18 protein-coding genes are annotated in these 19,159 nt (G+C 73.6%); 15 read left to right on the forward strand and 3 right to left on the reverse strand.

Features of this window, described 5'->3' with window-relative positions; translation table 11 throughout:
- Window positions 1-205 precede the first annotated feature (205 nt).
- A complete protein-coding gene (locus ACIRB4_RS31010; protein WP_403295866.1) occupies window positions 206-1,030 on the forward strand; it encodes a (2Fe-2S)-binding protein in 825 nt (274 codons plus the stop codon).
- A 48-nt stretch (window positions 1,031-1,078) separates the two neighbouring features.
- On the opposite strand, the gene ACIRB4_RS31015 is transcribed toward ACIRB4_RS31010, so the two are convergent.
- On the reverse strand, window positions 1,079-2,092 hold the full coding sequence (locus tag ACIRB4_RS31015; protein WP_403295868.1) for an ABC transporter substrate-binding protein: 1,014 nt from the start codon (window positions 2,090-2,092) through the stop codon (window positions 1,079-1,081).
- A gap of 82 nt (window positions 2,093-2,174) precedes the next feature.
- Between ACIRB4_RS31015 and ACIRB4_RS31020 the strand changes: the two genes are divergently transcribed.
- The 11 genes from ACIRB4_RS31020 to ACIRB4_RS31070 all read left to right on the forward strand — a co-directional run bounded on the left by ACIRB4_RS31020 (window position 2,175) and on the right by ACIRB4_RS31070 (window position 15,421).
- Window positions 2,175-3,236 (forward strand): FecCD family ABC transporter permease, encoded by a 1,062-nt coding sequence (locus tag ACIRB4_RS31020; RefSeq protein WP_403295869.1) that lies wholly within the window; start codon window positions 2,175-2,177, stop codon window positions 3,234-3,236.
- A gap of 53 nt (window positions 3,237-3,289) precedes the next feature.
- Entirely contained in the window at window positions 3,290-4,375 is a 1,086-nt protein-coding gene (locus ACIRB4_RS31025) for a FecCD family ABC transporter permease (RefSeq protein WP_403295870.1), read from the forward strand.
- Entirely contained in the window at window positions 4,372-5,307 is a 936-nt protein-coding gene (locus ACIRB4_RS31030) for an ABC transporter ATP-binding protein (protein ID WP_403295872.1), read from the forward strand. The genes ACIRB4_RS31025 and ACIRB4_RS31030 overlap by 4 nt, the downstream gene beginning before the upstream one ends.
- Window positions 5,308-5,516: 209 nt before the next feature.
- The gene (locus ACIRB4_RS31035) at window positions 5,517-6,851 is read left to right on the forward strand and encodes a diaminobutyrate--2-oxoglutarate transaminase family protein (RefSeq protein ID WP_403295893.1); all 1,335 of its coding nucleotides are present in this window, start codon (window positions 5,517-5,519) and stop codon (window positions 6,849-6,851) included.
- Window positions 6,848-8,509 (forward strand): pyridoxal phosphate-dependent decarboxylase family protein, encoded by a 1,662-nt coding sequence (locus ACIRB4_RS31040; RefSeq protein WP_403295873.1) that lies wholly within the window; start codon window positions 6,848-6,850, stop codon window positions 8,507-8,509. The genes ACIRB4_RS31035 and ACIRB4_RS31040 overlap by 4 nt, the downstream gene beginning before the upstream one ends.
- A complete protein-coding gene (locus ACIRB4_RS31045; RefSeq protein ID WP_403295874.1) occupies window positions 8,506-9,900 on the forward strand; it encodes a lysine N(6)-hydroxylase/L-ornithine N(5)-oxygenase family protein in 1,395 nt (464 codons plus the stop codon). The genes ACIRB4_RS31040 and ACIRB4_RS31045 overlap by 4 nt, the downstream gene beginning before the upstream one ends.
- Complete coding sequence (locus ACIRB4_RS31050) at window positions 9,897-11,717, forward strand: IucA/IucC family protein (protein WP_403295876.1); 1,821 nt, start codon at window positions 9,897-9,899, stop codon at window positions 11,715-11,717. Before ACIRB4_RS31045 ends, ACIRB4_RS31050 begins: the two co-directional genes overlap by 4 nt.
- Window positions 11,714-13,078 (forward strand): glutamine synthetase family protein, encoded by a 1,365-nt coding sequence (locus tag ACIRB4_RS31055; RefSeq protein ID WP_403295877.1) that lies wholly within the window; start codon window positions 11,714-11,716, stop codon window positions 13,076-13,078. Before ACIRB4_RS31050 ends, ACIRB4_RS31055 begins: the two co-directional genes overlap by 4 nt.
- Window positions 13,075-14,334, forward strand: coding sequence for an MFS transporter (locus ACIRB4_RS31060; protein WP_403295878.1), 1,260 nt, complete (start codon window positions 13,075-13,077; stop codon window positions 14,332-14,334). The genes ACIRB4_RS31055 and ACIRB4_RS31060 overlap by 4 nt, the downstream gene beginning before the upstream one ends.
- The gene (locus ACIRB4_RS31065; RefSeq protein ID WP_403295879.1) at window positions 14,331-14,963 is read left to right on the forward strand and encodes an ACT domain-containing protein; all 633 of its coding nucleotides are present in this window, start codon (window positions 14,331-14,333) and stop codon (window positions 14,961-14,963) included. The genes ACIRB4_RS31060 and ACIRB4_RS31065 overlap by 4 nt, the downstream gene beginning before the upstream one ends.
- Window positions 14,960-15,421 carry a MarR family winged helix-turn-helix transcriptional regulator gene (locus ACIRB4_RS31070; RefSeq protein WP_403295880.1) on the forward strand — a complete coding sequence of 154 codons (462 nt, stop codon included), beginning with the start codon at window positions 14,960-14,962 and terminating at the stop codon, window positions 15,419-15,421. Before ACIRB4_RS31065 ends, ACIRB4_RS31070 begins: the two co-directional genes overlap by 4 nt.
- A 69-nt stretch (window positions 15,422-15,490) precedes the next feature.
- Here ACIRB4_RS31070 and ACIRB4_RS31075 read toward each other — a convergent pair whose 3' ends face one another.
- Window positions 15,491-15,937: a DUF4383 domain-containing protein gene (locus ACIRB4_RS31075; protein WP_403295881.1), complete on the reverse strand. Its 447-nt coding sequence runs from the start codon at window positions 15,935-15,937 to the stop codon at window positions 15,491-15,493.
- Between the two features lie 107 nt (window positions 15,938-16,044).
- Window positions 16,045-16,659: a GNAT family N-acetyltransferase gene (locus ACIRB4_RS31080; protein ID WP_403295883.1), complete on the reverse strand. Its 615-nt coding sequence runs from the start codon at window positions 16,657-16,659 to the stop codon at window positions 16,045-16,047.
- A 66-nt stretch (window positions 16,660-16,725) separates the two neighbouring features.
- On the opposite strand from ACIRB4_RS31080, the gene ACIRB4_RS31085 reads away from it, so the two are divergent.
- The 3 genes from ACIRB4_RS31085 (at window position 16,726) to ACIRB4_RS31095 (ending at window position 19,092) form a co-directional block, all read left to right on the forward strand.
- Window positions 16,726-17,343: a TetR/AcrR family transcriptional regulator gene (locus ACIRB4_RS31085; RefSeq protein WP_403295885.1), complete on the forward strand. Its 618-nt coding sequence runs from the start codon at window positions 16,726-16,728 to the stop codon at window positions 17,341-17,343.
- 490 nt (window positions 17,344-17,833) lie between these two features.
- On the forward strand, window positions 17,834-18,037 hold the full coding sequence (locus ACIRB4_RS31090; protein WP_403295886.1) for a cold-shock protein: 204 nt from the start codon (window positions 17,834-17,836) through the stop codon (window positions 18,035-18,037).
- A 500-nt stretch (window positions 18,038-18,537) separates the two neighbouring features.
- Window positions 18,538-19,092, forward strand: a complete 555-nt coding sequence (locus tag ACIRB4_RS31095; protein ID WP_403295888.1) for a DUF5709 domain-containing protein — start codon at window positions 18,538-18,540, stop codon at window positions 19,090-19,092.
- Window positions 19,093-19,159: the final 67 nt, after the last annotated feature.

The raw sequence follows: 19,159 nt of genomic DNA on the forward strand, positions 1-19,159 counted from the left end.
GCCTTTCAGGCGCGTCCGGTTCCAGGCGGAAAGGCGACACGGTATCGAACGGTTTATCGAAGGCGAGCTGGTACCCCCTGCACCGAATGCCAGTTCGTCGCTCATGTGGCGGACACGCGCGTGATACACCGTGCGTTTCAGCGAGAGGAGTTATAAGGTAAGCCTTACCTCTCTCGTGTGACTCGTGTGGAAGACGGGAAGTAACGTGCCGCTCTCGACCGCCCCCGCCACCTCGGCCCCCTCCGTCGCGTCCGTCGCGTCCGTCGAGCCGCTCTCGGGTGTCTACCGGCGGCTCGGCGAGATCTCCCCCCTGGTGAGGATCCAGGCCGGCCCCGCCCCTCGGGAGGCGGCGGCCGAGTGGGTCGAGGGGCGGCGGCTCGGGCGGGAGCCCGAGGCCGTCGAGCGCCTGGTCGCCGCCGAGTCCGGGCGCATCGAGAAGGCGTACGGAAAGGCTCCCCGGCGCGATGTCGCGGCCACCTGGGCGTTCCAGCGGTACGCGTTCACCGCCTGTCTCGCCATGAGCGGGCCCTGGTACCTCGAACGGCGGGTTCCGCGCGTGCCGCTGGAGCTGGTCGCGTACGGCTGGCGGGAGCGGGAGATGACCGTCGGCGCCGAGGCGATGACATGCCTGCCGGGCGACCCGCTGGAGGGGCTGCCCGGAGTGCGCACCGCCGCCGGGCCGGAGGCCCTGCGGGCCGAGTTGCGGTCCGCCGTCGCCGAGCATCTCGCCCCGGTCCTCGACGCCTTCCAGCCGCACGTCCGGCGCAGGCATCACGCCCTGTGGGGCATGGTCACCGATCAACTCGCGGGCGGCGTCTGGCATCTGGGCCGGGCGCTGGGCGACGCGGGCGCCGCGACCGCGGCCGCCGACGCGCTGCTGCCCGGCTCCACACCGCCGTACGTGGGAGCCGCCGGGTTCCGGCCGTCGCCCGACCTGGACGGCGAGCCGACGCGGACCCGTACCAACTGCTGTCTGTACTACACGATCCGGCCGGACGAGCTCTGCGCCACCTGCCCCAGGAAGCGCTGAAAGGGGGCCGGGCACCTTCCGGTGTCCGGCCCCCTCACCGTCGAGCGGTCACGCCTTCGCGGGGTCGACCTTGTAGGTCTTGGCGACGTCGTCGAGCACGGAGTTGGCGCCGTACAGGCCCACCGCGCTCATCCAGATCTTGTCGTCGACCTCGTGCTTGGCACCCTTCAGCTGCTTCCACAGCGGGTTGGCCTCGAACTTCTCCTTGGTCTGCTTGGAGAGTCCGGCCTCGTCGGCGTAGAGCGTGATGAAGATGTCGTCGGCGTCCATCTTGGCGATCTCCTCGTCCGACACCTCGGTGTTGAAGCCGGTGCCGGTGGCCGCGGCGGGCTTGCCGAAGCCGAGGTCCTTGACGATCACGCCGATGTAGGTGTCCTCCTTGTAGATGCGCGTCGGACCGTCGACGAAACGCACCACGGAGACCGTGGGGTTGGCACCCTTGGCCTTGCGCACGCTGTCGCCGATGGTCTTGGCGCGCTTCTCGAAGGCGGCGATCCGCTCGTCGGCGGCCTTCTCCTGGCCCATCGCCTTGCCGACGAGGCGCAGGTTGTCCTTCCACGTGCCGCCGGTGGTCTCGGAGAAGACGGTCGGGGCGATGGCGCTCAGCTGCTTGTACAGCTTCTCGTGGCGCACCTTCGCGGAGAGGATGAGGTCCGGCTTGAGCTGGATGATCTTCTCCAGGCTCGGCTCCTCCAGGGTGCCGACCGGCTTGGCGTTCGGGGCGTACGTCTTGGCGTCGGCACCGAAGTAGGAAGGAAGGGACGCGCCGCTGCTCGCGATGGTGGTGTAACCGACCACCTCGCCCTTGAGCGCGAGGGTGGCGTCGACGAACGTCATGTCGAGGGCGACGATACGCTTGGGCGCCTTCTTCACCTCGGCCTTGCCCATGGCGTGTTCGACGGTGCGGGGGAAAGCGGAGTCCGAGGCGGCGGGGGTCTCACCGGCCTTCGTCTCGTCCTTCGGCTCGGAGCCGGTACCGCAGGCGGCGGTGGCGAGCAGTCCTGCGGTGACGGCGGCGGCTCCGACGGTGCGGCGGAAGCGGCTGAGCCAACGGGCTCTCATCAGGTGGTTCCCTTCTCTCACGGGGGGTGCAGCTGTAAGGATAGGCTCGCCTAACTTATGGCGGGGCAGTTCGGAGGAGATCGTGACCCAAGCGCTATCAGCGCCACCTCGGCAGACGGCCGCGCGGCAGCCGGCCGCGAAGGCGGAACGCGCGCGCAGACGCTGGACGGGCCTTCTCGTCCTGGCGGCACTGCTCGTGGTCGTCGCCGTCCTGAGCATCGTGTTCGGTACGAAGTCACTGACCCTGGCGCAGGTCTGGCACGGCGTGTGGAGCCCCTCCGGGACCGAGGGCGATGTCATCGTGCGCAACCTGCGGCTGCCCCGCACGGCGCTCGCCGTCGCCGCCGGTGTCGCGCTCGGCGTCGCCGGAGCCTTGATGCAGGGCCACACCCGCAACCCGATCGCCGATCCCGTCCTTCTCGGTGTCAGCGCAGGCGCGGGCCTGTTCGTGACCGCCGGCATCTTCCTGCTCGGTGTCAGCACCCTGTACGGGTACGTGTGGTTCGGCTTCCTGGGGGCGATGCTCGCCAGCGTCGTCGTCTACCTGGTCAGCACCTTCTCCAAGGGCGGCGCGACCCCGGTGACCCTGGCTCTGGCGGGCGCCGCCGTCCACGCGCTCTTCACCGCGCTGACGGCGGGCGTCGTCATCTTCGATCAACAGGCGCTGGACGTCTACCGGTTCTGGACCGTGGGCTCGGTGAGCGGCCGGACCCTGGAACTCACCTTCCAGATGCTGCCGTTCCTCGCGGTCGGTCTGCTGCTCGCCGCCGTCAACGCCCCCGGTCTGAACGCCCTCTCCCTCGGCGAGGACGTGGCCAGGGCGCTCGGCGTACGCATCGGTCTGACCCGGTTCACCGGCATGGCGGCGATCACCCTCCTCACCGGTGTGGCCGTCGCCGCGTGCGGGCCGATCGGCTTCGTCGGGCTGATGGCGACTCATATCGGCAGGTCCTTCACCGGCCCCGACTACCGCTGGGTACTGGGGTACGCGGCGCTGCTCGGAGCGATCCTGATGCTGGGCGCGGACATCCTGGGCCGCCTGGTGGCCCGGCCTGGCGAGCTCCCCGTCGGCATCATGCTCGCCTTCATCGGCGCACCGCTCTTCATCTCGCTCGTACGCCGCAGAAAGCCGGTGCGACTGTGACAGTGGAATCGACAGCGAACACCCGGGCGAGCGGCGAGGACACCGCGCCCGGGATGCCCACCGCGAGGCGCGGGCCGGTGGTGCCGGGGCGCAGGCCGTTCCGGGTCGGCCCGGCCTCCGGCGTGTGGCGGCCGCGTACGGTCGTCGTACCGCTGGCCGCGGCCGTCGCGCTCTTCGCGGCCGTCGTCGTCAGCACGGCCCGCGGCGACTTCGCCATCCCGCTGCCGGACGTGGTCCGGGTGCTGTTCGGCGGCGGCGGCGACGCGGACCGCCTGGTCGTCCTCGACTTCCGTCTCCCCCGGGCCGCCACGGGCGCGTTCGTGGGGGCGGCCCTCGGGCTCGCCGGCGCCCTGGTGCAGGGCGTCGCCCGCAACCCGCTCGCCAGCCCGGACATCCTGGGTGTGACGGCGGGCGCGGGCGCGGGCGCGGTGGCCGTGATCGTCCTCGGCGGTGAGTACGGCAGCGTCAGCGGCCCGCTCGCCGAGATCGGCGTCCCCGCCGCGTCCGTCGGCGGCGGGCTCCTCGCCGCGGCGATCGTCTACCTCCTGGCCGTGCGGCGGGGGCTCTCCGGCTACCGGATGCTGCTGGTGGGCGTGGGCGTGCAGGCCGTCCTGTCCAGTGTGATCTCCTGGCTGCTCGTCAAGGCCTCGATCGTGGACGCGGGCCGGGCGATCCTCTGGCTCACCGGCAGCCTCAACGCCAGTACGTGGGACAACGCGCGGGCCGTCGGCTGGGCGCTGGCGCTCCTGCTGCCCGTCGCCCTCGTCCTCTCCTTCTCCTTCGGGGCGCTGAACTTCGACGAGGACACGGCGCGCGGTCTGGGGGTACGGATGAACACCAGCCGCGCCACCCTGCTGCTCGTCGCGGTCCTGCTCACCGCGACCGCGACCGCCGCCGCGGGACCGGTGGCGTTCGTGGCCCTCGCCTGCCCCCAGCTCGCGGTCCGGCTGGTGCGCACCGGCACGCCTCCCCTGCTCGCCTCGACCGTGCTCGGCGCCGCCGTCACCGTCTGGGCGGACGTCCTTGGACGTACCGCCTTCGGGAGGATCGAGCTTCCCGTGGGCATCCTCACCGCCGCCCTCGGCGCCCCCTACCTGCTCTACCTGCTCGTTCGGAGCGGAAAGGCCCGGAAGTCATGACGGAGACGAGCCAGACGAGCCAGGCCGGTCAGGTCGGTCAGATCGGCCACGCGAGCCGGCCGGTTCACACGGACCGGCCATCGACCGCGACGGCGACCACGACGCCCACGGCGTCGACGGCCGGCGTGCGGCTGCGGGCCGAGAAGCTGTGCCTGGCCTACGGGGAGCGGACGGTCGTCCATGACCTGGACCTGGACATCCCGGACGGTTCGGTGACCGCCGTGATCGGGCCGAACGGCTGCGGCAAATCGACCCTGTTGCGCTCCTTCGGACGGCTGCTGCGCCCCAGGAGCGGGCACGTCCTGCTGGACGGAAGCCCCGTCCACACCCTGCCGACCCGCCGTGTCGCGGGAACCGTCGGCCTGTTGCCCCAGTCGCCCGAGGCGCCGGAGGGCATCACGGTGGCCGACCTGGTGGCGCGTGGCCGGCATCCGCATCAGAGCTGGTACCGCCGCTGGTCCTCCGACGACGAGGCCGCCGTGGAGCAGGCCCTGCGCAGCACCGGGACGTACGACCTGGCCGAGCGCACCCTGGACGAGCTCTCCGGCGGTCAGCGGCAGCGGGCCTGGATCGCCATGGCCCTGGCGCAGAACACGGAGATCCTGCTGCTCGACGAGCCGACCAACCACCTGGACCTGGCCCATCAGATCGATGTCCTGGACCTGGTGCGGGAGTTGCACCAGGACACCGGCCGGACGGTGGTGATGGTGCTGCACGAGCTCTCCCTCGCCGCGCGCTACGCCGACCGCCTCGTCGCGATGAAGGACGGCCGGATAGTGGCGCAGGGCGCGCCGATGGACGTGCTGTCGGAGGACCTGCTGCGCGAGGTCTTCGACCTGGAGGCGAGGGTGCGGTACGACGAGGAGTGCGGCGCTCCCCTCGTCGTACCGCTGGGGCGGCACCACCGGAGGACGGCGTCCGCCGACGCCTGACACCCTCAGGGTTTTTCAAGATTCAACCAGCAGGGCCGAAACGGCAGTTCTCCGGAGCTGCCGTTTTCGGTCACGCCCGAGAACACCCTTTGCGAGCGTGCAAGGTTAGGCTAACCTAACCGTTGACCGACCAGAGATCACCACTGGCCGGCGTCCGCCATGCCGTCACACGTACGACCCAAGGCACCACGACCGAAGGGCACTTCGCCATGCTGCGTGCTCAGCTCCTGGAACGTCAGGCGCTTCGCGAGTCCTCCGCCCGCACCTATGCCCGCAATCTGCCCGTGGCACCCGTTGCCGCCGACGGAGCGGTCGTCACCGGTGCGGACGGCCGCACTTATCTCGACTGCCTCTCCGGTGCGGGAACGCTCGCCCTGGGCCACAACCACCCCGAGGTCGTCGCCGCTCTCCAGTCCGCCCTCACCTCAGGCGCACCGCTCCACACGCTGGACATGATCACCCCTCAGAAGGACGAGTTCAGCGCGGAGTTGCTGCGCAGGCTGCCCGGTACCCTGCGCGACGACGCCCGTCTGCACTTCTGCAGCCCGGCCGGCACCGACGCCGTCGAGGCCGCCCTCAAGCTCGCCCAGCACGCCACGGGACGGCACGGGATCATCGCCTTCACCGGCGCCTACCACGGCATGACGCTCGGCGCCTCGGCCGTCTCCGGGCCCGCCCGGATGCGGACCCCCGGGCCCGCCGATTCGCTCCCGGTCACCCGGCTGCCCTACCCGTACGGCTACCGCTGCCCGTTCGGCGTGGGAGCCGAGCAGGCCGGGGAGCTGTCCGCCCGTCTTCTGGAGAGCTACCTCACCGACCCGAGCAGCGGCGTGGCCACGCCGGCCGCCGCCATCCTCGAGGTCGTCCAGGGCGAGGGCGGCGTCGTCGAGGGGCCGGACCACTGGCTCCGGGAGGTCCGCCGGATCACCGCCGAGCACGGCGTCGTGCTGATCATCGACGAGATCCAGACCGGGATCGGCCGCACCGGCCACTTCTGGGCATGCGAGCGGGCCGGGGTCACCCCGGACATCCTCGTCACCTCCAAGGCGGTCGGCGGCGGACTGCCCCTCGCCCTCATCGCCTACCGCCCCGACCTCGACACCTGGCGGCCGGGTGACCACACCGGCACCTTCCGGGGCAACACCCTCGCCATGATCGCCGGCGAGATCACCCTGCGCACCGTCGCCGAACAGCAGCTCGCCGAACGGGCGGAGAAGCTGGGCGAGCGGATCCGCCACGGACTGCGCGAGATCGCCTGCGCCCACCCGGCCCTCGGCGAGGTCCGGGGCCGGGGACTGATGATCGGGGTCGAGATCGTCGACCCGGACGGCCGGCCCGACCGCCTCGGCTCCCTGCCCGCCGACCCCGCGTTCGCCCGCGCCCTGCGCGCCGCGTGCCTGGACAACGGCCTGATGCTGGAGCTCGGGGGCCGGGAGGACACCGTCGTGCGGCTGCTGCCGCCGCTCGTCCTCACCGACGACCAGGCCGACTCCGTCCTCGGCCGGCTGGGCGCGGCGGTGGAGACCGTGGAGCGTGCGGCGTGACGCTCCTCCGTTCGACCGGGGGCACCGGTGGCGCCCCCGACTCCCGGCAGCCCCGGGGCATCGAGACCGCCGTCGCCGGCGGGCACGAAGGACCGCATGTCCTGCGCTCGTTGACGTGGACCGTGCTCGGCGCTCTCGCCGAGGGCGCGACCGCCCGCAGCGGCCCGCTGCCCGCGGGCGGGCCCGACGCGGTCGCCGACGCCATGGCCGCGGCCTGCGGGCCGGTCCTGCCCGAGGAGGGGATCGGCGCCGAGGCCGCGCTCGGCGGCCTGGTCCGCGCGGTCGCCGCCGGCGCAGCCGACCCGTCCGACCCGTCCTGCGTCGCCCATCTGCACTGCCCGCCGCTCGCCGTCGCGGTCGCGGCGGACCTCGCCGCCTCCGCGCTCAACCCGTCGATGGACTCCTGGGACCAGGCGCCCGCCGCCGCGGTCATCGAACAGCGCACCACCGAGGCCCTGGCCGCGCTGGTCTACCCGGGCGCCCCGGCACCCGACGCGCTGATCACCAGCGGGGGTACGGAGTCCAATCTCGTCGCCCTGCTGCTCGCCCGGGAGCGGGCGCGGGCCCTCGGCGCCCGTCCGCTCCAGGTCCTCACCGGAGCCAACGCCCACCACAGCGTCCACCGGGCCGCCTGGATGCTGGGGCTTCCCACTCCGGTGGTCGTCGAGTGCCGCGCGGGCCGTATGGTGCCGGCCGCGCTCGACCGCGCCCTGACCGAACTCGGCCGGGGCCCCGCCCTGGTCGTCGCCACCGCCGGCACCACCGACGAAGGACTCATCGACCCGCTTCCGGAGCTCTCCCAGGTCGCGGCCTGCCACGGCGCCGAACTCCATGTGGACGCCGCCTACGGCGGCCCCCTGCTCTTCAGCGACCGGCTCGCCCCGCGCCTGGCGGGCCTCGGCGCCGCCGTCTCCGTCACCTTCGACCTGCACAAGCTGGGGTGGCAGCCGGTGGCCGCCGGAGTCCTCGCCGTCGCCGACACCGCCGCCCTCGACGCGCTCTCCCTGCGCGCCGACTATCTGAACGCCGACGACGACACCGAGGCCGGGCTGCCCGACCTGCTCGGCCGCTCGATCCGTACCTCCCGCCGCCCCGACGCCCTCAAGATCGCGGCGACGCTCCAGTCGCTCGGCCGCCAGGGGATCGGCGCGCTCGTCGAGCACTGCGTCCGTACGGCGGAGGAGTTCGCGGCGGCCGTGGACGCCCATCCCGCCCTGCGCAGGCGCCCCGGGGACATCGGCATCAGCACCGTACTGTTCCGGCCGACGGCCGCCGACGCGCTCCCCGACGACGAGGGCGACGCGCTCGTCGCGGCGGTCCGGCGGGACCTGCTGGCCGCCGGCCGGGCCGTGCTCGGCCGCGCCAGGGCGGCGGACGCGGACGGCACCCCGCGCCTGTGGCTCAAGGCCACCCTCCTGCACCCGCGCAGCCGCGCCGCCGACCTCGCCGGCCTGCTCGAACTCGTCACCGAGACCGCCGGCCACCACCGCCACACCACCGCCGACGCCTCCGGCACGGACGCCCACCGCCCCCACACCCCGACCCAGACCGAGCCCCAGGCCGAGACCGAAACCGAGACCGCGGCAGCCGCCGGCGCCACCGGCTCCGGCACCGTCACGCTCGCTGCCGACGCCCGCCCCACCGGAGGACCCCGATGACGCCCGCACCAGCCGAAGAGCCCCTGGATCTCCTGGGGGTGGGCACAGGACCGTTCAACCTGTCGCTCGCCGCCCTGGCCGACGGCGTACCGGGACTGCGCACCGCGTTCTACGAGCAGCGCCCCTCGTTCCACTGGCACCCCGGCCTGCTGATCGAGGGCGCCACCCTCCAGGTCCCCTTCCTCGCCGACCTGGTGAGCCTGGTCGAGCCGACGAGCCGCTGGTCGTTCCTGAACTACATCAAGACGCGGCGGCGCCTGTTCCCGTTCTACTTCGCCGAGCAGTTCCACATCCACCGCGCCGAGTACGACCACTACTGCCGCTGGGCCAGCCGCGAGCTGCCCTCCGTCCACTTCGGCCACCAGGTCGACACCGTCCGCTGGGACGCCGGACAGGACGCGTTCGCCGTGGACTTCACCCGTCTCGACGCGGACGGCGACGCGCAGGCCGTGGGCCGTACGTACGCCCGGAACCTCGCGCTCGGCATCGGTACCGCCCCACACGTGCCGGAGCCGCTGCGGGCGCTCGCCGACGACCCGGGCACGCTCGTCCTGCACTCGGCCGACTACCTGGCCCACCGGGACCGGCTGCTCGCCGCCCGCCATGTCACGGTCGTCGGCTCCGGACAGTCCGGAGCGGAGGTCCTGCTCGACCTGCTGCGCGCCCGCCCGGAGGGCCAGGAGGGCCTGACCTGGCTCGCGCGCACCCCGGCGTTCGCGCCGATGGAGTACAGCAAGATCGGTCTGGAGCAGTTCACGCCGGACTACACCCGCTACTTCCACAGCCTGCCCGAGGCCACCCGCGACCGGCTGCTGCCCAGTCAGTGGCAGCTGTACAAGGGCGTCAGCGGCGACACGCTCGGTGAGATCCACGACGAGCTGTACCGCCGGGGCCTGGACGGCACCTGGCCCGACGTCACCCTCACCCCCGGAGTGGCCGTCCAGCGGGCCACCCGCGTCGGCGACCGGATCGAGCTGGACGTCGAGCACGGCGACCAGCAGGCGCGCGGCCGGCTCGTCACGGACGCCGTCGTCCTCGCCACCGGCTATCGCGAGCGGCCCGTCGACGGTCTGCTCGCCGCCCTGCGGCCGTACATCGTGCGCGACGCGGCCGGCCGGCCGGAGGTCGACGAGCAGCAGCGGCTGCGGCTCGCCCCGGAGATCGGCGGAGCGGTCTACGTCCAGAACGCCGAGCGGCACACGCACGGCGTCGGCACCCCCGATCTCGGGCTCGCGGCCTGGCGGTCCGCCGTGATCCTCAACTCGCTCACCGGCGAGGAGACCTATCTCCTGCCCGAGCGCACCGCCTTCACCACCTTCGGCCTCGGCGGTCTCGCCGCACCGGGCCACGATGCCGAACTCACCACCACCAGCACCGGAGGACGTTCGTGACCGAGCAGATATCCCCGCGGGACCGCGCGCTTGCCTGGCGACGGGCCGGCACCCTGATCACCGAGAAGATGCTCGGCGAACTCTCCTACGAGTACCTCTTCGAGCCGGTCGCCGACCCCGAGCCCGTCTCGGAGGGCGTCGAGCCGGCCTGGCGCCTCGATCTCGCCGATGGCGTGACGTATCGTTTCCGCGCCCGCCACGGCGCGTTCCGCTGCTGGGTCGTCACCCCCGGCACCGCCACCCGCCACACCGCCGACGGCGCCTCCGCGCCGGCCGACGACCCTCGGATCCTCGTCACCGACGCCCGCGCCGTGCTCGGCCTCGCCGGGATGCGGCTCGCGGACGTCCTGAGCGAGCTGACCGCGACCGTCTCCAACGAGGCGCTGCGCCTGGCCACCCCGATCAGCGCCGCCGAGCTGGCCGCCCTCCCCTACGACCGCGCCGACGGCCATCTCACCGGCCACCCGCGCATCGTCGTCAACAAGGGGCGGGTGGGCTTCTCCGCCGCCGACCGGGAGCGGCTCGCCCCCGAGGCCCGCACCCCCTTCCCGGTGCGCTGGGCGGCCGTCCACCGTGATCTCGCCAGCTTCCGCTCGGTACCCGGCCTGGACGAGAACACGCTGCTCGCCGAGGAGCTCGACGAGGAGACGCGCGAGGCGTTCACCGAGCGCGTCACCGCGACCGGCGGCGACCCGGCCGACTACGTGTGGATGCCGATCCACCCCTGGCAGTGGGACGAGATCATCGGCACCCTCTACGCCGCCGAGATCGCCACCGGCCGTATCGTCCTGCTCGGCGACTCGGCCGACTCGTACGTGCCGCACCAGACCGTCCGTACGCTCGCGAACGTCACCCACCCCACGCGGCGGGACGTGAAGACGGCCTGTTCGGTGCGGAACACGCTCGTCTACCGCGGTCTCAACTCCGCCGCCACGCTGGCCGGCCCCGCCGTCACCGAGTGGCTGCTGTCGATCCACGAGAACGACGAGCTGCTGCGCGACGAGTACCGCTTCGACCTCCTCGGCGAGGTGGCCGCGGTCTCGGTGCGCCACCCGCTCTTCGGCTCGCTCCCCGATCTGCCGTACCGCTTCCACGAGACGCTCGGCGTGCTGTGGCGCGAGCCGCTGCGCACCCGCGTCGGCGCGGACGAGCGGGCGATCTCGCTGGCCACGCTCCCCTACCGCGACCAGGAGGGCGAGAGCGTCGTCGCCCATCTGATCCGTACGTCCGGCATGACGCCGGAGGCGTGGTTCGGCAAGCTCTACGACCTCATCCTCACGCCGCTGCTGCACTGGCTCTACCGGTACGGGGTCGCGTTCTGCCCGCACAGCCAGAACCTCATCCTCATCACCGACCCGGACGGCCGTCCGCTCCGTGTGATGATCAAGGACTTCGCGCAGGGCGTCGACCTCGTCGACAGCGACCTCCCGATCCACGACACGCTCGGCGAGGAGGCGCGCAAGGACATGCTGCGCTGGCCCGCGCCGCTCATGGCGCAGTCGCTGTTCTCGTCCGTCTTCTCCGGTCAGATCCGTTTCCTCGCGGAGATCGCCCACGACGACTTCGGCTATCCGCGCGCCGCGATGTGGGAGCAGGTCCGGGGCATCATCCGCGCCCACGCCGACCGCTTCCCCGAGGACGCCAAGCGCTACCCGGACCTGGACCTGTTCGCCCCGGACGTCGAGCGGGTCTGCCTCAACCGCGAGCACCTCGCGGGTGAGGGCTTCGAACGGGTCGACCGGGACGAGGAGTTCGACGTCCGCTTCGGCCGCGTCCCCAACCCCCTGCACGCGCCCGACCCGGAAGGCGCCTGGTGACCCCGGTGACCTCCGACGCCTTCTGGAAGCGCCCCGCCGGGCCGCGTACCCTCGCGGCCCGTGCGGAGGCCGGCTCCCGGCTCCGGGCGGAGCTCGCCGCCCGGGGCCCGCGCCGGCTCACGCTGCTCGCGCCCGACCCGCACGCCCGCTTCGCGGCCGTCGACCTGGACGGCGACTTCGCCCTCGGGTCGGTGCTCGACGACGGATACGGCGCCTGCACCTACCTCTACGCCTGGACGGTGGACCGCGCGACGTCCACCGCGCCCGAGCTCCAGCGCTACTACGACACCTTCTCCGACCTCGTGCTGCGTCCCGACGCGGCGACGCTGCTGCCGCAGCCCGGCGAGGACGGCAGTTGGTACGTGGTCTGCGACGCGGTCTGGCCGGACGGTGCCCCGGTGCCGGTCGCGCCCCGGACCGTGCTGCGGGAGCGGCTGGCCGCCGCCGAGGAGCTCGGCATCGTGCCGTCCGTGGGCCTGGAGCACGAGGTCACCTTCTACGACGCCGGAGGCGCCCCGCTCACCTCCCACGGCATCGACTACGCCCTGGGCGGTACGGAGCCGCTCGCCCCGCTCCTGCGCGACCTGCGCGCCACCCTCCACGAGGCGGCGCTGGGCGTGGAGTCGGCGCGGGCCGAGTGCCACCCAGGCCAGTACGAGGTGGTGCTGCGTCACCGTGACGCGCTGGCCGCCTGCGACGACGCCATGGTGCAGCAGACCCTCGTCCGGCAGACGGCGGCCCGGCACGGCGTCACGGCGTCCTATCTGGCCGCCGAGGGCCCGGGGCAGGGCAGTTCGTGCCATGTCCATCTCTCCCTCAACGACGCCGAGGGCCGCAACCTCGGCGCGGAGGAGGGGGATCCGCGCCGGCCGGGCCCCCTGCTCGCCTCCTTCCTCGCCGGGGTGCTGCGGGCGGCCGGCGATCTGACCCCGGTGTGGGCGCCGACGGTCAACTCGTACGTACGGCTGCGGACTGGCGACTTCGCCCCCACCGAGGTCCGGTGGGGCGTGGACGACCGGACCGCCTCCGTACGGCTGGCCGGCAGCGGGCCGTCGCTGCGGCTCGAATGCCGTTTCCCCGGTGCCGACGCACAGCCCCACCTCGCCGTGGCGGCGCTCCTCTCCGCCGGCCTGTCCGGCATCGAGGACGGTCTTCCGCTGCCCGAGGCGGGCGAGCGGACCGGCGGCCTTGCGACCACGCCCTGGCAGGCACTGGAGCGGTTCACCACGTCGAAGCTCCCCGCCCGCCTTCTCGGGCAGGAGCTGGTCGACCACTACGCGGCTCTCTTCCAGGCCGAACTGGACGCCTGGTGCGACGGTGTCACCGACTGGCAGCGCCGCCGCGGAGCCCTGCGGTCATGAGCGCCCCGACCACGGGCGCACCGGCCGCGGCGAACTCCCTCAAGGAGCTCGCCGCGGCCCCCGGTCTGCTGTCGCTGCTCGGCTGGAGCCTGGTCGGCCGCCTCCATCTCTCCGCGACCCTGGTGGCGCTCCTGGTCGTGGCGGCCGACATCACCGGCTCGTACGCCACCGCGGGGCTGGTCTCCGGCGCGCTCGTCCTCGGCCAGGGGCTCACCGCGCCGCTCCGGGGCCGGACCGTCGACCGGCGGCCCGCCGCCCGCCTGCTGATGTGGACGTCGGTGGTGTACGGGGCCGGTGTGGCCGCGCTCGCGGCCGTGCCGGCGCGGGCGGGCTGGGAACTGCTCGCCGGTGCCGCGTTCCTCGTCGGCCTGGCCTGTCCGCCGTCCACCCAGGTCTCCCGGGCCAAGGTCGCCCAGCTCGCCCGAGGCGGGCTGCGGCGGCGGGCGTTCACGCTGCAGGCCACGGTCAACGAGCTGGTCCTGGTCACCGGCCCCGGCGCCGCGTCCCTCGCCATCGCGGGCGTGGGGGCCCGCGGCGCGGTCGCCGTCTGCGGGGCGCTCGCCGCCGTGGGCGGGTTCGGCCTGGCCGCGGCCGTGCGCCGGGCGGGTGTCGACGCACCGGCCGCGGCCGACCCGGCCGAGGCGGGCGCGTCGGGGGGTTCGCTGCTCCGAGACCCGGCGGTGCTGCGTTCCGTCGCCGCCGTGACCGCGCTCATCGCGGGCTTCGCGATCATCGACTTCGTCCTGGTCTCCTGGTCGCACCAGCGCGGCAGCCCGGCCCTCGGCGGTGTCCTCACCGGTGTCTGGGCGGCCGGGTCGGCGGCGGGCGGCCTCGCCGCCACGCTCTGGCCCGACGGCGCGGTGAACCTGCGCCGGCGGCTGCTGCTCGTGGCCGCCGGGGTGGCCCTGCTCCTGCCCGCTCTGGCCACGCCGCTGACCGGCGGCAGTCCCTGGGCGGTGGCCGCGGCGCTCGCCGTGGGCGGCATGGTGATCCCGCCCGCTCTCGCCGCCCTCTACGACCATGTCGCGGACAGCGCGGGACCGGCCCGTCGCGGTGAGGCGTTCGGCTGGATCGCCACCGCCACGACGGCGGCGTCGGCGGCCGCCAACCCGCTGGCCGGGGCGGCGCTCGACCGCTGGGGGCCGTGGGCGCCGGTGGCGGTCGCGGTCGTCACCTGCTGTCTGGCGACGGGGCTGGTCGCCCGGGCGCGGAAGCTGCCCGTGGCGGCGAACGGGAAGGTGCCCGCCGTCTCATGAGCCGTCAGCCGGAGCTCCTGGCGAACCGCCTGACCGGTCGTCCGGGGGCGCCGCGCCGCCGGGCCGTCCACCGTGGTGCGAGGGAAGGGGGAGCCGTGGAGCGCCCGATCGTCTCGGAGATCAGGTACGACACGTCCTTGGCTCACCTCACCGTCACCGGCTTCCCGGGCAAGCCGGTCGACATCGCCGGTCTGGTCCAGCGGCTCGGGCAGGTGGGAGTACGTCCCGAGATGCTGCGGCTTGGGCCTTCGCGCGGTGCGCCGGGCCTCACCGACGTCTCCTTCGTCCTTGCCCGCCGTGACGCGGCCCGCGCGCTCGACGTGCTGAGCGTGGGTGCCGGGCGGGCCGTGCTGGAGTGCGACGAGACGGTGGCGCGCGTCTCGCTCACGGGTACGGGCCTGCGCACGGCGCCCGCCGTGACGGCTGCCTTCGCCGAGGCGCTGTCCGGGGCCGACGCCCGCATCCTGGCGATCTCCTCGACGGCGGCCGGGGTCACGGCGGTGATCCGGGCCGCGGACGTCCCCGCGGCGGTGCGGGCGCTGCGGGCCGCGTTCGGCCTGGGGAGCCTGGACGAGGACACGGCGGACTGGGGTGCCGGGGGCACGCCGGAGATGTTCCCGAGCGTATGAGCCCCACGTCCGGAACGCTTCTGACCCTCAGTACGTACGTCCTGTCGCGCACCGGCAAGGACGCCCGGGCGCGGCTCGCGGAGCGCCTCGCCCGGCGCGGTCTGCGCCTGTGGCACGCGACGGTCCTGTCGGCGCTGGACACGTACGGGGCGCAGGTGAAGGGCGAGTTGGCGGCACGCCTCGACATCCACACCACCGACCTCGCCCGGGTCGTCGGCGACCTGGCGAAGGCGGGCTATGTGACGTGCGCCCAGCGCCCCGAGGACCGGCGGCTGATCGAGGTCGCGCTGACCCCGGAGGGCCGATCGGCCCTGACCGGGATCAGCGCGGAACTCACCGCCGTGGACGACGACCTCCTCGCCCCTCTCTCGGCGGCCGAGCGACTCGTCCTCGAGTCCTTGCTGCGCCGTCTGTTCGCCCACATCTGCCGACCGCCCGGTGGCGTCGGCCTGGACTGACGGGCCGCGCGCCCGGCGGTGCGGCAGGTGTCGGCGGGGGCGGTAGGGCGCCAGGGTGACGACGGCGGGTCACACGACGCCGCGCCGACGGGTCAGCAGGACGCCGAGCGCCACCATGGCGACTCCGAGGGCCAGGTGGAGCCAGTTGTCGGCCTCGTTGACGGGGACGAAGTTCGCCTTGCTGTCGAGGTCGATGACGAGGCCGTAGATCCACAGGGCCAGGTAGATGACGCCGCCGCCGATCAGATACCGCCGGGCGCCGGGGGCCGTGCGGGCCATGAGCACTCCGGCGATGCCGAAGAGCAGGTGCACCAGGTTGTGGAGGATCGACACCTGGAAGATGCCGAGCAGTTTCGCTCCCGAGTGGTGCTCGGCGAACTCGAGCGCGTCGTAGTCGGTGGTCACTCCCGGGACGAAGCCCAGGATTCCCACCAGGAGGAACACGGCTCCGATCAGCAGGGCGGCCTGTTGCACCGCGGTGCGCGCGCCCCGGGCCATGCCACGAGTCCCGGCCATGGCACTTCGCCTCCTTCGCGAGGCCGAGTGCCCGGGGCTCCGGTCGCCCCGGGCGGTCGTCGCTCACTCGGCGTCGTTCCGCTGGCGGCTACCCAGCTTCCCGGCGATCAGCCGCCGACGGGAGCCGTTTGTCCATGAGGCCGGCGCCCCGCGTCCGCACCGGAACGCTCCGGTGACGCCGACCATTCGTCGGCCAGAAGGGACCAGACCTCCGTGTCGTGGCGGATCCCGTTGTGCGGATACTTCGAGCGGAGCACCCCGTCCAGGCGCATGCCCGCCCGTTGCGCGACCGCACGGCTGCGCGCGTTGCCGGAGCTGGTGAGCCACTCGACGCGGTGCATACCGCGTTCGACGACCGCGTACTCGATGAGGTGGCGTACGGCCGCGGAGATCAGTCCGAGTCCCTCGCCCGCGGGCTCGGCCCAGACGCCGACCTCGCAGTTGCCGGTCCGGGCGTCGAAGCGCGCGAACATCGCGCCGCCGACCAGCGTGCCGTCCAGCCAGATGCCGTAGATCCGGGCGGTGTCCGCGGCCGCCTGGTCGGCGTACCTCTGCAGCGTGGCGCGTGCCGAGGGCAGGTCGGTGGAGCGGGAGGCGAAGGGGATGAACGCGTCGAGGTTGGCGCGGGCGCGGTCCATGTGGTCCAGGAACTCCTCGGCCTGCCAGGGCTCCAGCGGGCGGAGTTCGGCGTCGAGGGTGTCGGAGAGGCGTATCGCGAACATCGGGGCGGCTCCGGGAGTCGGCGGGCGGCGCGTACGTACCAAACGCTTGCTATGTAGGATACTCACATGCCCCCCGCACGCGGAGATCATGAGGCACGCCGACGCGATGTCTCCGAGGCCGTCTGGCGCATCCTTGCCGCACACGGTTTCGGCGGCTTGACCCTGCGCGCCGTGGCGGGCGAGATGGGCGCGACCACCGGCCTGCTCACCCACTACTTCCCGAACAAGCGCGCCCTGGTCCGCACCGCCCTCGAGGTGCTCGCCGAGCGGACGGATCAGCGGCCGCGCCACAGCGCGCCCACGCAGGGCGCCGCCGCCCTGCGGACCCTGATGCTCGACGTGCTGCCGCTCACGCCCGAGGCCGCCGCGACCAACCGGATCTGGGTGGCCTCCTGGGACGTCGCGCTGGCGGATCCCGACCTCGCCGCCGAGCACGCCGAGCGCTACCGCCGGTCACGGGCCAGGCTGACCGCCCAGGTCGTCGACGCCCAGCGGCGCGGCGAACTGCCCGCCGGCACCGCGCCCGAGGATCTGGCCGCGGCGGCCCAGAGCTTCGTCCTCGGGCTGGTCGTGCAGGCGCTCTTCGCTCCGGCGGAGTACCCGCCGGAGCGTCAGATCCGGCTGGTGGACGACTGGTTGGCGGGTGTACGGGCCACGGCGGCGCCGGCCGCCCCTTCGCGCTGATCCGAGCCCGGCGCCGCACTCTCGTGGTCAGGTCACGGGTGCAGGGGCCGGCACGGGACCGGGCAGCGGGCCGGGCTCCGGGTGCGGCTCGGGGGAGGGAGCGGGGGCCGGCTGCGGGTCGGGTTCGGGCTGCGGCGGCGCCGGAGGCACCGGGTCGGGTCCGCCCGGCGCGGGAACCGGCCCGGGCACAGGCCCCGGCTGCGGCCCGGGCCCCGGGCCCGGCGCCGGAGTGGGGGTGGGCGGTACGGGATCGTTCGGTGGGGTCCCCATGAGATACCTCTGCCCTTCTCTTCGCTGTAGGTGCCGGTGTCCTGCGGCGCGTACCCCTGCCGCATCGGCTGACACCCCGCGCGACGGACGGTGACCGCCGGTCGTCGACCGCCTTCCATCCTCGCGGTCGCTTCCTCGGGGATCGCAGTCATGGAGCGGGCATTTTCGGGAAGACGCCCGACGTGGGACATGCTTCCGCGCCCATGAAGGAGATTTGGACATGGCTACCGGCACCGTCAAGTGGTTCAACGCGGAGAAGGGCTTCGGCTTCATCGCTCAGGACGGAGGTGGCCCGGACGTCTTCGTCCACTACTCGGCCATCGACGCCGCGGGATACCGAGAGCTCGACGAGGGACAGAAGGTCGCCTTCGACGTCGTCCAGGGCCCCAAGGGCCCCCAGGCCGAACACGTCACCCCCGCCTGAGTCCCCCCACCCGCTCCGAACCCTCCCCGCCCCGCGCGACCGGCGCGGGGCACGTCTGTGTCAGGCCCCCTGTGCGGCCGCGCCGCGCCGGCGGACGGGGGGCTCGGCCCCCCGGGATCGGGCCCGGGGGCGGGAGGACTGCCGGGGAGGTTTGCGGGTATGCGCGCGTCGTGACTCCGGAGCACGATGTACATCACGAGCATGACCGCGACCGTACCGAACCCCGGGACTCCATGGACGAGGTGGCGTCCCGGCTCCTCCGGGAGATGGGAGAGGCGGCCCGGCGGCTGCGCCGCGGTGCCGCGCGGTTCGGACAGGGACCACCGCCGCCGGACACCAAAGACGACAGCCGCGCCACGTAGCGCACCCACCGCACCCACCGCACCGCACCGCTCGGACGACACGACCGACGCCCCGCGCGGGGAACGGCGACGCCTCCGGCGCCGGGTGATGTCGCCGACACGGGTCGAGGAGGGGCGGTGCGAGGAAAGGAGCCGACCATGCCCCAGGACGCCCATGACCAGGCTGCCGCCGACGCGGCCGTGCCGGACGACGAGGCACGTGGCGACGACGTGTACCAGCCGGTCAACGCCGATGTCGGCAACCGCCCCGACGACGAACTCGATCTCGAGAACGCCATCGGCGCGGACGAGCTCGACGACATGCTGGACCAGGGCTACGCGCCGCCCGACCGCCCCCACGCCGTGACCCGGCACGGTACGACCGGCCGGGAACAGAGCGAGGGAGAGTCGCTCGACGAGCGCCTCGCGCAGGAGGTCCCCGACACCGCGCCACCGCCCGGCGACGGAATCGGCGATCTTCCGGGCGGCGACGGCGAACCCGTGGACCAGGAGTCGGGCGCGACGCGCGCCGGCCGGCTGGCTCCGGTGGACGAGCCGTCACCCCGGCGGAACGTCGGCGTCGTCGCCCGGGACGTCGGCATCGACGGCGGAGCGGCCGCGGCCGAGGAGGCCGCGATGCATGTCGACACGGGGATCGAGGACGAGGGAGGAGCGGGAGCCGGCGAGGGCCCGGAGGCCGGTCAGGGCAGGTGACCCCACGCCTCCGCGTGGCGGGAGGGCGGGAAGGAGCGGGGCTCCTTCCCGCCCTGCGGTGGCGCTG

The organism is Streptomyces sp. NPDC093600 (assembly GCF_044764755.1).
Taxonomy (GTDB): Bacteria; Actinomycetota; Actinomycetes; order Streptomycetales; family Streptomycetaceae; genus Streptomyces.